16 protein-coding genes and 2 riboswitches are annotated in these 14821 nt (G+C 42.6%); of the genes, 14 read left to right on the top strand and 2 right to left on the bottom strand.

Features of this window, described 5'->3' with window-relative positions; translation table 11 throughout:
• The first annotated feature begins 23 nt into the window (after positions 1-23).
• The 13 genes from ACNQGS_RS04670 to ACNQGS_RS04610 all read left to right on the top strand — a co-directional run bounded on the left by ACNQGS_RS04670 (position 24) and on the right by ACNQGS_RS04610 (position 11332).
• The gene (locus ACNQGS_RS04670; protein ID WP_491486333.1) at positions 24-1040 is read left to right on the top strand and encodes an RIO2 family protein; all 1017 of its coding nucleotides are present in this window, start codon (positions 24-26) and stop codon (positions 1038-1040) included.
• 35 nt (positions 1041-1075) lie between these two features.
• Positions 1076-2191, top strand: coding sequence for a glycosyltransferase family 4 protein (locus ACNQGS_RS04665; protein ID WP_491486332.1), 1116 nt, complete (start codon positions 1076-1078; stop codon positions 2189-2191).
• Positions 2188-2988: a HipA family kinase gene (locus tag ACNQGS_RS04660; protein ID WP_491486331.1), complete on the top strand. Its 801-nt coding sequence runs from the start codon at positions 2188-2190 to the stop codon at positions 2986-2988. The genes ACNQGS_RS04665 and ACNQGS_RS04660 overlap by 4 nt, the downstream gene beginning before the upstream one ends.
• Before the next feature lie 331 nt (positions 2989-3319).
• Positions 3320-3562: a glutaredoxin family protein gene (locus ACNQGS_RS04655; RefSeq protein ID WP_213140258.1), complete on the top strand. Its 243-nt coding sequence runs from the start codon at positions 3320-3322 to the stop codon at positions 3560-3562.
• 127 nt (positions 3563-3689) lie between these two features.
• Positions 3690-3798, top strand: a riboswitch (TPP riboswitch).
• 80 nt (positions 3799-3878) lie between these two features.
• A complete protein-coding gene (thiM, locus tag ACNQGS_RS04650) occupies positions 3879-4700 on the top strand; it encodes a hydroxyethylthiazole kinase (protein WP_491486330.1) in 822 nt (273 codons plus the stop codon).
• Complete coding sequence (thiD, locus tag ACNQGS_RS04645; protein ID WP_491486329.1) at positions 4700-5512, top strand: bifunctional hydroxymethylpyrimidine kinase/phosphomethylpyrimidine kinase; 813 nt, start codon at positions 4700-4702, stop codon at positions 5510-5512. The genes thiM and thiD overlap by 1 nt, the downstream gene beginning before the upstream one ends.
• Positions 5509-6150 carry a thiamine phosphate synthase gene (gene thiE, locus ACNQGS_RS04640; RefSeq protein ID WP_491486328.1) on the top strand — a complete coding sequence of 214 codons (642 nt, stop codon included), beginning with the start codon at positions 5509-5511 and terminating at the stop codon, positions 6148-6150. Before thiD ends, thiE begins: the two co-directional genes overlap by 4 nt.
• A 7-nt stretch (positions 6151-6157) precedes the next feature.
• Complete coding sequence (gene thiW / locus ACNQGS_RS04635; RefSeq protein ID WP_213140254.1) at positions 6158-6667, top strand: energy coupling factor transporter S component ThiW; 510 nt, start codon at positions 6158-6160, stop codon at positions 6665-6667.
• A riboswitch (TPP riboswitch) is annotated at positions 6668-6771 on the top strand. It begins immediately after the preceding gene.
• Between the two features lie 73 nt (positions 6772-6844).
• Positions 6845-8134, top strand: a complete 1290-nt coding sequence (locus ACNQGS_RS04630) for an acetylornithine deacetylase (RefSeq protein WP_491486327.1) — start codon at positions 6845-6847, stop codon at positions 8132-8134.
• A gap of 5 nt (positions 8135-8139) precedes the next feature.
• A complete protein-coding gene (tenA, locus tag ACNQGS_RS04625) occupies positions 8140-8811 on the top strand; it encodes a thiaminase II (protein WP_491486326.1) in 672 nt (223 codons plus the stop codon).
• A gap of 7 nt (positions 8812-8818) precedes the next feature.
• Positions 8819-9556: an ABC transporter ATP-binding protein gene (locus tag ACNQGS_RS04620; RefSeq protein WP_491486325.1), complete on the top strand. Its 738-nt coding sequence runs from the start codon at positions 8819-8821 to the stop codon at positions 9554-9556.
• Positions 9546-10313, top strand: coding sequence for an ABC transporter permease (locus tag ACNQGS_RS04615; RefSeq protein WP_491486324.1), 768 nt, complete (start codon positions 9546-9548; stop codon positions 10311-10313). Before ACNQGS_RS04620 ends, ACNQGS_RS04615 begins: the two co-directional genes overlap by 11 nt.
• A gap of 20 nt (positions 10314-10333) precedes the next feature.
• Positions 10334-11332: an ABC transporter substrate-binding protein gene (locus tag ACNQGS_RS04610; protein WP_491486323.1), complete on the top strand. Its 999-nt coding sequence runs from the start codon at positions 10334-10336 to the stop codon at positions 11330-11332.
• Between the two features lie 71 nt (positions 11333-11403).
• On the opposite strand, the gene ACNQGS_RS04605 is transcribed toward ACNQGS_RS04610, so the two are convergent.
• Together ACNQGS_RS04605 and ACNQGS_RS04600 are read right to left on the bottom strand one after the other, a co-directional pair.
• Entirely contained in the window at positions 11404-12141 is a 738-nt protein-coding gene (locus ACNQGS_RS04605) for a protein-glutamine gamma-glutamyltransferase (protein WP_491486322.1), read from the bottom strand.
• 219 nt (positions 12142-12360) lie between these two features.
• Complete coding sequence (locus ACNQGS_RS04600; protein WP_491486321.1) at positions 12361-13575, bottom strand: MFS transporter; 1215 nt, start codon at positions 13573-13575, stop codon at positions 12361-12363.
• A gap of 172 nt (positions 13576-13747) precedes the next feature.
• Here ACNQGS_RS04600 and ACNQGS_RS04595 point away from each other — a divergent pair, with 172 nt between their 5' ends.
• Positions 13748-14569, top strand: coding sequence for a hypothetical protein (locus ACNQGS_RS04595; RefSeq protein WP_491486320.1), 822 nt, complete (start codon positions 13748-13750; stop codon positions 14567-14569).
• The last annotated feature ends 252 nt before the right edge of the window (positions 14570-14821 follow it).

Below are 14821 nucleotides of genomic sequence, written 5' to 3'. Positions count from 1 at the left end.
AAAATACAGGAGGGAGGAAATAAATGAATATTAAGCGTCTCGAAAATATATTGAGCAGGATTAGCGTCCAAAATGTACCTAATGCAGATGTGGAGGTTGTGAATAATACGCGGCTGACGATGATTGGGAAAGGCCGGCAGGGAGCAGTTTTTAACTATACTAATAACATTTGCGTTAAGGTGTTTGGAAATGAAGAGGATTGTGAACGGGAGTATTATGCTTTATCGCTTGGCCAAAAGACTACCCTTTTACCGCGAGTATATGCGAAAGGGAAGCTTTACATTGCAATGGAGATTATCAAAGGGGTTGATTTGCGGGAATATTTGCAATCACAGCCATTAACGGAGGAACTCTCTGCAAAACTAATAGACATGCTTATCACTTTTAAAAAAATAGGTTATGAACGGATAGATCATCATAAACGGCAAATCTATTTGCAGGAGGACGGGAGCTTAAAGGTGATTGATGTCGCGAGGACCGTATGGCGCGACCGTGTTTACCCTTATCCTCGAAAATTAATTAACTCCTTAGGGAAAGAGTATAAGGAAGTATTTTTATCCCATGTACAAGCATTATCGCCTGACTTATATGAGGAATGGCAGAACTTCATCCGAATGGAAGAACTTTCACGTCATATTTATGAAATCATACTCAAGCAGGAAACCGACAAAAACACTTTAAAAAAATTAAGTGAAAAGAATTTAATCGTAGACAACGAAAAAAAATACGTATTACAGCTTGAAGGGTTAATGTACAAGGTTTTTAAGGAAGAATGGATCAAAACCATGCTGGCCCGTGGTACTGACCCAGAAGTAGTTATGGAAAAGATTGATGAGTACTGGGATAAACGTGAACAAAGTTTTGAGAAGAATTACTCAATGAAAGAGAGCAGCAAGAAAAATAAGGATAAACGCTCCCGCCGATATGAAGGATACAGTTATGATGACCGAAAAAAAGATCGTCACCACAGTAAAGGTCATCGTGATAAAGATCGTAAGCGTCACAAGCATGAAAAAGATAAAAAAAGACACAAAAGGTAATCTACAAACCTATTAAAAAGAGAGGTGAAGCGAACATGAAGATATTAGTCATCTGGCGCTTGCTCACTGTAGGAGGAGTAAATGCCGGCTGGCGAAATCGAGCCATTTATTTTAAAAAACACGGAATTGAAACCGAATTCCTCTATACGACGGACCACGGCGGCCTTCATATTATGCAGGATGTGGCTAAAGTTTATTTAACGAAGGACGACAAGGAGATAATTAACATTATCAAAGAAAATGGATATGACGCCATCATCGTAGTCGACACCGGTGCTGCCTACAAGTGGATTCGAAAAGCGAAATACAAAGGTCCTATATTAATAGAGGCTAGAACCCCCGAGCTTATCAAACTGATGCCGCACCTGAAAACCTTCAAAGGAATCGAGCCCAAACTAATCATTGTTCCCTCCCACTATCAGAAAAGGCTAGTTTCCATTCTTACAGAGGATATCCCTATTCACGTTATATACAACGGAGTCGATACGTCTTTTTTTCGGGCATTGCCTGTGGAGGAAATCGATTTTGCAAGCCAGCCTCTTAACCAGCATGGTAAAAAAATTGTCGGCTGGATAGGCCGTACTGATAGGCGGAAGAATTGGCCAATGCTATTGGAGGTCGCCGAGAAAATAAAACATGAACGTGATGATATAGAATTCTGGCTCATTGGCGGTGCACAAAGCGTCCAGCGGGAAGAATTTGCTGCCGCTTGGAATGACGGGGAACTAACTGACATTGTGAAATGGTTTCCCGTTATTCCGTACCAGCAGATGCCGCATGTCTATGCCAAAATTCGCGAATCGGGCGGCTGCACTCTAGCGACAACGAAGTCGGAATCGTTCGGGAATACTTTTATTGAATCGATGGTGTGCGGAGTTCCTGTTGTGGCTTCGAACATCATGCCAATTAACGAACTGGTGGTAAATGGTGAGACAGGCTTGCTTTATCGGGGCCAAAACGTCGACGATGCAGTCAAGCAAATCTATGAGATTGTAGATAATCCCGACATGCATCGAAAAATGTCGGAAGCTGCAGTTCGTCGGGTGGAAGAGAATTTTGCCATTCAAGTGGTCGCGGATCAATACGTTCACTTATTAAAATCATTCATTCAATTGGAGAGGAATGGAGATGGGGAGGTGGAGGCGACTTGATTAAACCTGTTTCTTATCAGAAAAAATTACAAGGAAAATCGAATGCACATCTAATCACGTTTGATGATGGCAGGGAGTATGTGGTGAAATTCTTTCAGCAAGGTTTTGAAAGATCTTTGCCCAATGAATGGGTCGCCTACTGCCTTGGGCGATATCTAGGATTGCCGATTCCATTTGGCAGAATCGTAGAAATTCCGGAGGAATTCTCGTTACAGGTGCCTGAACTTGCCGAGATGGGACACACCCAATACCAATTTGCATCTTTGTTTATTCCCGATTGTCTGGATGGCCACAAGGTTTCAAAAATTTCTTCTATTGATAACCACCAGTCATTAGCGGGTATTATTGCATTTGATTATTGGCTGTTTAATCGTGATCGGACTCGTATGAATGTTCTTTTTCAAGAAGTTGCCTCAGGTTCAGGAGCGTATAAGCTGTGGATGATCGACCAGGCAGAGGTTTTTGGTTCCTATAATTGGACCCAGGAGGATGTAGATAATCTCCCTGCCGATTTATTAAAAAGTGCCACACATGAATTGATGTCGGCTTATATCGAGGATGAAAAAATATTTTATGAGCACCTCGAAATCATTCAAACAATCCCTATTTTATTAATAGAAGAAATTGTTGAGCTTATCCCGGAAGAATGGGGCGTCACAAAAGACGAAAAAAAAGCAATAGTAACAACACTCGTAACAAGGCGAAAAAAAATTCTTCCTAAATTGCTCGAAAGGTTTATGAAAAGAAAATGGGTGTCAGACACCACAAAAAGACATTTTGGCAAATTGTCCACCTAAGGCGAATGAATTGTAAAATAATGGGTGCGCAATCGTTTAAACCGTCATTTTTTGACGGTTATTTTTTTGTTTTTTCGTGGTTTTTGGTTGAATAGGCTGTTTTGTGATGGGAAATTATTGTGTTTATTCCTTGGGAAAGCGCATGAAGTGACATTTCTCGAGTTGTGAGGTCGGTAGAGTGATGTACAAAACGACATGACCCGACATGAAGCTGTATTCCCACTGTTTGCCTTTATATAAATCATTTGGCATATAATCATTTAAATTGCTTTTTGTAGGTAAAATGAATATTGTGTATGTTAGACATAATCGGACAGGGGAGAAGTTTATCTTGAGCAAACAAGTAATTGTTTATACCACCAACGACTGTATCGAATGCACAATGGTTAAGAAAGTCCTGACTGAAGAAGGAATTCCTTTTGAGACAAGAAATGTGGCAGAAAATCCTGAGTATCAAAAGGAAGTGGAAAAATACGGTTTCCTCGGTGTTCCTGTTACAGTAGTGAATAATCGTGCGGTAAAGGGTTTTACAAATGATCTTAAAGAATTGATGGAGCTTGCGAAAGAGAGCTAATAAGTACAAATTTCGGAAATCGAGTATTTCGGAGTTTTTAGAAGCGGGTTAAACAAAAGTATTTTTAAGATATTTTTCTTTACAAAAAAGATTCTTAGGTTTATTCTGATGATAATTTCATATTTGATGTAACTACTAGGGGTGCCCTGTTAGCGGGCTGAGAGAAAACGGCTAGTTTTTAACCCTTCGGACCTGAACTGGATAATACCAGCGTAGGAAAGTAGACCATGTTTAATTTTTACGGTTTCTTACTTAACTTAACCAGGTCCTTTATGAGGGCCTGGTTTTTTTTATTTTTTAAAAGGAGGAGAAGGATTTGCTTAAAAACAACTTGTTTGAAACGTTGCAAAAAGTAAGAGAAGTAAAACCGCTTGTACATAATATTACGAATGTAGTGGTAACCAATTTTACTGCGAATGGACTTTTGGCTCTTGGGGCATCACCGGTAATGGCCAATGCTGCTGAGGAAGCCGCAGATATGGCACGGATCGCCAGTTCACTAGTTTTAAATATTGGCACTTTAAATTCACAAACGGTAGATTCGATGATTTTGGCAGGGAAGGCGGCCAATGAACAAGGTATTCCGGTTATTTTTGACCCGGTGGGTGCAGGGTCAACCCCTTATCGGACGGAAACAGCGCAAAGGATCATGAGGGAACTAAGAGTATCCATAATTCGAGGGAACGCCGCTGAAATTGCCAATGTCGTTGGAGAGAAATGGGAAATCAAAGGTGTCGATGCGGGAAGCACAAATGGTAATATTACCGATCTCGCCATGACTGCTGCAGAAAAATTAAACTGTATCGTCGTCATTACAGGGAAGGAAGATGTCGTTACGAATGGGAGTACCACTTATGTTGTGGCTAATGGACATCCATTGTTAACAAAAGTGACAGGTACTGGTTGTCTATTAACCTCAGTTATTGGTGCATTTACCGGGGTGGAGAAGGATTTACTGCAGGCAGCTGTTGCTGCAGTCTCGATATACGGAATAGCCGCAGAAAAGGCGGCGGAACTAACGGTGGAATCAGGCCCAGGAAGCTTTCAAATCGAATTTTTGAACCAGCTTTCGAAGGTTGCTGCAGATGACATCAATCTTTATTCTTCCATAAAGAAATTAACAGGAGGAGGGCAATAATGAAAAAGGCGTTAACGATTGCAGGTTCCGATTCAGGCGGTGGAGCCGGAATTCAGGCGGACCTAAAAACGTTTCAGGAGTTAGAGGTTTTTGGCATGTCCGCATTAACCGCTGTTACAGCGCAAAATACATTAGGTGTCCATGGAGTTTATCCAATGACAGCAGAAGCGGTTATCGAACAGATGAAAGCCATCGGTGAGGACATGGGGACCGATGCGGTGAAAACGGGTATGTTATTTAATGCGGAAATTATTGAAGCTGTATCTGCTAATCTTACAAAATATCATTGGGATAATGTTGTTGTGGATCCTGTAATGATCGCAAAAGGCGGGGCTTCCTTGCTGCAAATTGAAGCAATTTCTGCGATGCAGAAATTTTTAATGCCGCTTGCCAAAGTGGTTACCCCGAATATTCCAGAGGCTGAGGTCCTAACCGGGATGTCTATACGTACAGCAGAAGATAAGCAGGAGGCAGCAAAAAAATTACATGCCTTAGGGGTGCAAAACGTTGTGCTGAAAGGCGGCCATGATGAAAACCCTTCAGAATCAACAGATCTCCTCTTCGATGGAAAAGAATTCTATACTTTTACGAGTAAGCGAATTCCGACCAAGAACACACACGGCACTGGCTGCACTTTTTCAGCAGCGATTACTGCTGAACTGGCTAAGGGAGCAGATGTATATCAAGCGGTCATCAAGGCGAAGGATTTTATTCAGGCTGCAATTGAAGATGGGATTTCGATTGGACAGGGACATGGGCCGACAAACCATGGGGCTTACCGGAAAAGAATCATGGAGATGGTCCAATCATGATAAACTTACGGGAAGCCTTGAAAGTATATTTTATTATGGGAACAGCCAATTGCAGGAAGGACCCGGTTGAGGTATTGAAAGAAGCCATCGCCGGAGGAATTACCTTTTTTCAATTTCGGGAAAAAGGCGAAGGGGCTTTAATCGGGGAAGAAAAATATGCTCTTGCGAAAAAACTGCAAAGCCTATGCAAAGAACACAGAATTCCGTTTATCGTTAATGATGATCTTGAACTGGCAATCGCGCTTGACGCAGATGGGGTTCATATTGGTCAGGAAGATGAACCGGCTGAAACAGTCAGAAATCAAATTGGCGATAATAAAATTCTTGGAGTATCCGTTCATACGCCGGAGGAGGCCGAAGCAGCACTTAGCGCTGGTGCCGATTATTTCGGAATTGGACCGGTTTATCCAACAAAAACGAAGGCCGATGCAAAGCCATCAAGAGGGACTGCACTGATCGAGGAACTGCGAAGTCAAGGAATTGCTGTACCGATTGTTGGAATTGGCGGAATTACAAGTGAAAATGCGGCAACTGTCGTTAAAGCCGGTGCGGATGGTGTTTCCGTTATTACCGCCATCAGCCTTGCCGATTCACCGCACTTAGCTGCGAAGGTTTTGCGAAAAAGTGTAGGGGAGTGAAGAGATCATGAAAAAAACGTATAAGCTTACGTTAACTGCTATGATGATTGCGATGGGGACTCTTTCAAGTAATTTGGTCGTGATTCCGATTGGCTTTACAAAGGTTTTTCCAATGCAGCATTTTTTAAACGTTCTTTCCGCGGTTCTGTTGGGCCCTTATTATGCCGTGGCCCAGGCCTTTTGTGTCTCCCTGCTTCGGAATATGATGGGCACAGGTTCGCTTTTTGCGTTTCCTGGAAGTATGGTCGGGGCATTTCTAGCCGGACTATTATTTTGGAAAACTAGAAAAATCTACTTTGCTGTTATAGGAGAAGTTATTGGGACGGGAATTCTTGGAGCATTGCTTTCCTATCCTATTGCAACCCTAATCCTCGGGCAGAAAGCAACTCTATTCGGGTTTATCCCATTATTTATTTTCAGTTCCTTTGCCGGAGCACTGCTTGGATTTGTGATTTTAACGATTTTCTTAAGGAAGAAAGTGCGGCTTGGCGAGAAAAATATCACAGTAACTAAATAGAACCTTCACTGGGGGAAGCCTAAAAGGCTTGAGATGGGCACAGCTCCGAACCCTTTGAACCTGAACTGGATGATTCCAGCGGAGGGAAGTGGAACGATCAGAACCCACTCTTACCTTTGCTATAAAGAGTGGGTGTTATTTTTTTAAAACCTAGAATAAATTTAGGAGGCTTTAGGAATGGTTGGTCTGGAAAATTTAATAGAAACGATCGGACAAGAAGTGGAAGCTAGGGAAGCCGAACTGCTTAAACTTTTGAGCGACCTAATTGCGTTTCCGACTGAAAGTCCTCCGGCCCGGAATACAACGGGAATCCAGGAGTTTCTTAAAAGCTATTTAGGAGAGATGGGATTTCAAACCGATATGTGGGAAGTATATCCTGGGGATTCGAATGTGGTTGGAATTTTAAAGGGTGAATCCTCTGAGCAATATAGCAGCTTAATTGTCAATGGACATGTGGATGTTGCTGAGGTTGGCGACGAGAAGGAATGGGGGGCGGCCCCGTTTTCTGCCAGAATCAAGGATTCTTATATATATGGACGCGGTGTTGCCGACATGAAAGGCGGTATTGCCGCATCCCTCATTGCTATAAAACTTTTAAAAGAGCTTGGGGTTCCGCTTAAAGGAGATTTGCAATTTCAGTCTGTTATTGGAGAAGAAGTTGGCGAGGCAGGAACGCTTGCTTGTTTGGAAAGGGGCTATTCTGCTGACTATGCAGTGGTAGTTGACACAAGCAATTTACATATTCAAGGGCAGGGCGGCGTCATAACCGGCTGGATAACGATTCAAAGCAAAGAAACCTATCATGATGGGATGAGGAGAAGGCTGATTCATGCCGGCGGAGGCATCAATGGTGCCAGTGCGATTGAAAAAATGACGAAAATCATCGAAGGCCTTCAAGACCTTGAACGCCACTGGGCTGTGACAAAAAGTTACGAAGGTTTTCCACCAGGTATGAATACAATTAATCCTGCTGTAATCGAGGGCGGAAGGCATGCTGCGTTTGTTGCCGACCGCTGCGCCTTGTGGGTTACCGTTCATTTCTACCCAGATGAAGATTACGAAGAGATTATAAAGGAGATTGAGCAGCATATTGGTGCAGTGGCAGCTGCGGATCCATGGCTTCGTGACAATCCACCGGAATTTGTTTGGGGCGGTAAATCCATGATAATCGATCGTGGTGAAATATTTCCTTCCTTGGAGCTTGATGTGGACCATTCAGGAACCCGAATGCTGGCAAGCGCCTTTGAAAAAACGCTTATGAAAAAGCCTGTACTCGATATGTCAACGACGGTAACAGATGCAGGCTGGCTTGGCCGTGCAGGAATTCCGACAGTTATTTTTGGGCCGGGAAAACTAGAGGATGCCCATGCTGTTAATGAGAAGGTCGAGATTCAGCAATTGTTAGACTTTACAAAAGTGTTAGCTCAATTTATTGCTGTCTGGTGCAACACACGAAAGGGGGAGTAAAGCCAATGAAATTTTCTGATCGGCTTTTTGAAAAAGTTAAGGGAATTTGGGAGAAAACACATAAGCATCCATTCGTAGTCGGGTTGGGACGTGGCGATCTTCCAGTCGAATCTTTTATCCGCTATATGAAGCAGGACTACGTGTTTCTTATTGACTATTCAAAGTTGTTTGCGTTTGGAACTGTGAAGGCGAGAGATGTTGAGACCATGGCAGCTTTTGCAAAGCTTTTAGATGAAACCTTACATGGTGAAATGGACCTTCACCGCGAGTATGCGAAACGGTTTGGAATTTCGGAACAGGATCTTGAAGGCACCGAAGCTACTCCGATTAATTTAGCTTACACCCGCTACATGTTAAATGTGGCTCAAAATGGTTCTTTGGAGGAATTAATATCAAGTCTGCTGCCATGTATGTGGAGCTATTGGGAAATCGGTAAAATGCTAGCAGAAAACTATCAAAACTCTAGCGATCATCTATTATACGGCGACTGGGTGAAAATGTACTCTTCTGATGAATTTGGGTCGCTGGCTCTCTGGCTAATCGATTTGTTAGATCAATTAACGGAAGGAAAACCAGAGAGAGAATTGGCGGTTTTAGAAGAGCATTTTCTCACCACATCCAGGTTTGAGTATATGTTCTGGGACATGGTCTATGAGGGAGGAGATTGGCCTGTCTAATTCAAATATGTTACACATCGAAGATTTAACATATACGTTTGATAGGGATATGCAGCCGATTTTTCAACAACTTTCGCTCGATTTAAAGGCGGGGGAGTTTGTTTCTCTTATTGGCCCAAGTGGGTCAGGGAAAAGTACACTTTTTAAATTAATTACCGGACTGCTTAAACCGGGCCAGGGAAAAATACAAATTGCTGGGAATCTATCCTCAGGCAGACTAGGAAAAGTTGGCTATATGCCGCAAAAAGATTTACTGCTCCCTTGGCGGACGGTAATGGAAAACGTGCTGTTGCCCTCAGAAATCGCGAAGGAGGACAAGCGGGAAAAGTCACACGAAATCCGTGCTTGGTTATCCCGTTTTGGCCTTAAGGAATATGAGAATGCTTATCCAGATGAATTATCAGGGGGAATGAAACAGCGTGTCGCCTTTTTACGGACCATTATGACAGGCAGGGAACTTTTATTGTTGGATGAACCGTTTGGGGCGCTGGATTCGTTAACGAAACGAACCATGCATAGCTGGTTATTGGGGCTATGGGGTGAGCTTCAAAAGACCGTCCTGTTCATCACGCATGATCTCGAGGAGGCAATTCTATTAAGCGATAGAATTCTTCTCCTTCAAAATAGAGGAGTCCTGGAATACAAGGTCAACCTGCCAAGACCACGAAATTCAGAATCTATTTATCAACCAGAGTTTATTTCGATGCGTAAAGAATTGGAGCGGCTGATACAACATGAGGAGTAAATGGAAAAGATGGGCCGGAGAATACGGTTTGTTTTTGCTGACGGCCATTTGTTTAATCAGTATTTGGCAGTGGGTAGTTGAAGCTGGAATGGTGCCTTCATTTATATTGCCTGCACCTACGGCAATCGGCGAGTCACTTGTGAATAATCGTGAGATTCTTTTGGGCGAGCATTTACCGGCGACATTCTTAGAGGTTTTGATTGGCTTTGGACTTTCGCTTATAGGAGGGCTGCTTTTAGGAGTTAGTATGCATTTTTCTAGGATATTAGAAAAAGTGCTTTATCCTTTTCTAATCATCTCTCAAACGATCCCGATGATTGCCATTTCGCCGATTTTTATCATGTGGTTCGGCTACACGATATGGAGCAAGGTTGCTGTGACAATATTGGTAGCTTTTTTCCCAATCGTTGTGAGTACTTATGACGGGTTGAAAGCGGGCGGAAGCGAATATCGTGAATTACTGTTAACAATGGGGGCCGGACGCTGGACAATTTTTAAAAAGGTGCAGGTTCCGATGGCCTTGCCATCCATCATGTCCGGTTTGAAGATGGCGGTGGTTTATTGTGTCGTCGGCGCCACTATCGGAGAGTGGCTGGGGGCAAGTGAAGGGCTGGGCTATTTTAGCCGGAGGATGTCTTCAAATCTCCAGTCAGATTCAGTCTTTGCAGCTATTTTTCTGCTTTCTTTAATGGGAATTGTATTGTTTTTGTTGATAAGCTTACTAGAAAAAAAGTTAATAAAAAATAAGATTCGTTAATTTGCTGAAAGGAAGTTATTATGGTGAAAAAAAGTTTATTGGTTATGGTGAGTATGCTGCTTCTGTTAGTTAGCGCATGCGGGAAGGCAGGGGCCGATAAGTCCCCCGTTAAAGAGGAGGGCCTCCAGAAAGTCAGCTTGATGCTTGACTGGTATCCGAATGCCGTTCACTCGATTCTTTTTGCAGCACAGGAAAAGGGCTATTTTAAAAAACAAGGACTGGATGTCGACATTCAAATGCCTGCAGACACGAACGATCCTTTAAAACTTGTGGCCGCTGGTAAATTTGACATGGCGATCAGTTACCAGCCGCAGGTATTAGTAGCACGTGGAGAGGATATTCCTGTCCGGTCATTCGCTGCTCTCGTTAGACATCCGCTTAACCAATTAATGGTTGCAGCCGATAGCCCGATTCAATCACCGAAGGATTTGGCTGGACGGACCATCGGCTATCCATCTATTCCCTTAGATGAGGCGATCATTCAAACGATGGTAAAGGCAGATGGCGGAGATGCTGGAAAGATAAAAATGGTCGATGTCGGCTGGGACTTGATTCCGGCGATGGCTACGAAAAAAACCGATGCCTTGATTGGCGGTTATATCAATCATGAGAAATTATTGCTTGATAAAGAGGGACACCCAATGCGTACGTTAAATCCAGCAGATTATGGTGTACCAGACTATTATGAATTGGTGCTGGTAGGAAGTGAAAAAGGGTTAAAGGAAAAACCTGAAGTATTTAAGAAGTTTATGGCTGCCATAAGAGATGGACAAAAATATGTTGCGGACCATCCAGAAGAGGGGCTGTCCATTCTATTAAAGCATGAAGACAAATCATCGCCACTGGAAAAGGACATCGAGACGAAGAGCCTCGAAATTCTGCTGCCGTTGATGGATGCAGGAGATAAACCATTCGGCTACCAGGATTCTGTAGTCTGGGAACATGCTGCTAAATGGCTAAAGGATACCAAAATCATCAATAAAGATATCAAACCACAAGATGCCTATATTAACTTTTAATAAATAATAATCTTGATGTCATGGTCAGGCACCGTAAGTGGACAAATGTCCACACGCGGTGCCTGAAACCATTACTGATATGTTAGAAAATATGAATAATTTGGGCGAGAGATCATGTTCATCAGGTAGGCTGAGTGGTTGGGGCTGGGTTTTCGTTTTTTGTTTAGGAAGTCTATAATAACTTTGGCGTTTCGGATACCGATTCCGTGGCCATAGTATTGATCGCCGCCAAAATAGATGACATTTTCCGCTCTCCAATGTGGTTCCTTTGGACTGAAATCTGGATTGTTGAAATGAAGAGCATCTCCTGGTAAATAATCATCACCGAATTTTTGGTAGATCGGCAAATCCTCATCAAATTGCCAGTCCATTAAATATAGGCGTTCAAACAGCAAATCAAACCGCGTTCTGCCAATTGAATAAAGGGTAGCAATATATAAAACAATGGCTATAGCAGTGGAACACTCAAAAGCATATAGCTTTCCGTTTTTTAAGATGTCTAGAATAGCAGTCGAAGGACTTGCCCCTGGCTTCAGTAGGAACCCTCCGTTGCCGAGCCGGTCCCAATATTTTTTATTGCAGATTGCATAGGTAAAGGTTGTAAATATTGCTCCGCTCTTATTCAGTTCGCGGGCAGCTCTCATCGTATTGGACCGAAAAGTCAGTTCGAATTTAAGCTGCTCCACGGTTTGATACGAATAAACCTCTTCATAAGCAGTCATTTGTTTTATTATCTTCCGCTGTTCTTGGTCGGTGATGAGTTTATAAAGCTCCTCAGCCTTAACAACCTGATTATTGATACGAATCATATTTTCCCCCCCCGAAATCAGATATCAGCCTACGTTTACATTATGAATAATCCCGCTTTGTGACACTAAAAATATTCTTCTTTGACTAGCATTAAAAACAAAAAAAGTTAGGACAGTAACCCTAACTTTTTTAACATTTTTCATTTTATGTGTCCCTCTAAGGTGGACAATGTCCACGCGCGGCGCTTGACACCTTTATTGACGCCTTTATTGACACCTTCATTGTGATACCCTCAATGACTGCTTTAAGGATTTCATGTACATGAGCAGAAAGACGAGGGCGCTCATGAATCTAAATACGGTGCTGATGTTTAGGGCGGTGATGATTCCGCCGATTTCGAGCAGCCAGATGCCGATTTGCGGTGCGATGAAGGCGACGAAGGAGAGGAGAACGTTGTAGGTGGTGATGCAATAGGTTCTCTTTTCCTTCGGTGATTGCTCTAGCAATAGGTTAAACAACAGCAGAACGGTCCCTGAAACAAAGAATCCCGAAGTCATGCTGACAAACGTTAAATAATAAAGGTTCGTAGATAGAGCATTTAAGAAAGGCGCAGTAGCCATTCCAGCTGCCACCCACACGAGCATTAATGTATTGGATTTTTGATCCGCCCATTTTTTCCAGAGCGGATAGGAAAAAATTTGTACTAGCTGATTCGCAACAGAGAAAATACTAATCCACAGAATCGTGGCATGAGCATATGTTACGTTATAAATATTGAATAGACCCCAAGCCATTTGCCAAGTGAAATTAAAACAAAGGGCAGCGATCAGAAACCATTTATAGCCGCGGTCCTTAAAAATTGACCAATCCATTGAAGAATTCTTCGGTTCCTTCACCTGTTTAGGCTGTATCGTTTCCTTATGCTTCATCAAAAAAACAACTTCCAGTACACCAAAGGCAAAGGCCATAAAAAATAAGGTCTGGTATGCAGCCGCGTTATCTGTTTCTTTCTTCATGACAATTCCGATAATCAGTGTTGTTATCATTCCTACCAACGTTAAAAGCCGGTTACGGTCGCTGAAAAATGTACCTCTTCGTTCTTCGGAAATCATCCCGCTGATTAATGTCTGCCAGCCTACGTTTGAAATGGTACCAGGAACATTCATTAAGGCAATAATCAATAAAAAGGTCCATGACTGCATGGATGACTGCAAATAAACTACACCAATGAGCAATAAAAACAATACCCTTGCCCAAAGAACCGACAAGGCAACGGTTTTCTTTTGCTCTTCCAACCGATTTAAGATAACGGCAGCAGGTATGGTCATAATGAGGGCGACAAGTGGCGGTAGAGAACTGATTAATCCGACCTGATAATTGCTTGCACCAAGGATGGAAATGGCAAAGATGGGAAAATAATTGCTTGCCAAGTTTGTCGCAACTGTCGACACCATTCCATGATAAATGCTGACTTTTTCATTATAATTACGCATCTGTCTCCACCGTTCATCTTTAAATATACAAAGCTATTATACATCCAAAAATCTTCGTTGCACTAAGTATTTTTCAAAAAATAAACCCATCATCACTATCGCTGTTTTTAGGCCAGTCAGGAAGAACATGCTATAATAAAATACAAATTAATAATGGAAGGATGTGCAATATTTGGCAGCACAGCAGTCTCAATTGACGAAAAAGAAGTCAACCCAATACATACCGCCAATGGGAGAATATGAGAGCTTTCAAAGCGAAGAGGATTTTAAAGGGAAGTTGAAGGAATGGGGGTTGTCAGCAGCAAAAAAAGAATTTTGGTATAAGGACAGAGGATTTCAATGCCTGGTAAGCATAAAAGGCTATGAAATGTACGGAAATCAAAACTACACCCTTGTAATAGAATTTTCAGATGGAACCCTTAGCTGTATTCACCCGGCTTATTTAAAGGAAATGCAGCAGGCAAGTTTCGGGAAGGAAAGCATGCTTAAGCTTGAGGATTGGGATATGAAGGTAGAGGAAGCAGATACCACAGTTAGTGAGGAGGAATCTGCAAAAATCGACCTGGAAAGTAAAGCAGAAACAAAGGAAATCAACACCCAAGCCGAGCCGGCCAAACCGGCAAAAGTGAAAGAGGCTAAACCTAAAAAGGAAAAGGCGCCTAAAATAGATCTGCCTGCAGATAAAGTGCATTTTACAGCCACTGTGAAGCAGTTTGCCCTGACTTACAATGCTTTTAATGAGGAAAACGATGAAGTCGTTGTCCTTGAAAATGTCCAAATCGTCCAGGAAAACCCTCTCGAACTTGGTCTAGCCTGGTGCAGCCACAGCAAAACATTGAAAAAGTTTGAGCTTGCCCCTGGGGATATGCTCGAATTCGATGGGAAGGTGGCCGCAAAAAAACTTGCAAAAGGGAAGGACGCGGCGGAGGAGTTCACTGTCGAAGTGCCAGTCTTATATAAAATTAATAATCCTTCAAAAATAACGAAACAATAAAAACAGGGACCTTTATTGGTCCCCCAGGCTGTCGAGAAACTATCGACAGCCTTTTATTTTACTCATATTTTTAATGATTAACCGCGTTAATTTGATATTATATTATTAATATCAGTCTTTTCAACAAGTCTGTTGATTGGCGCTCCAGGCACTTCGCTTTCCGCGGGCGTGCCGGGGAGCCTCCCCGTCGCTAAAGCTCCTGCGGGGTCTCCCCTGCCCCGTACTCCCGCAGGAGTCTTCGTGCCTTCCGCG

It is taken from the genome of Neobacillus sp. PVCKKU3 (assembly GCF_058323225.1).
Note: the sequence above shows the minus strand (reverse complement) of the source record. Positions and strands in the feature narration are given on the sequence as shown.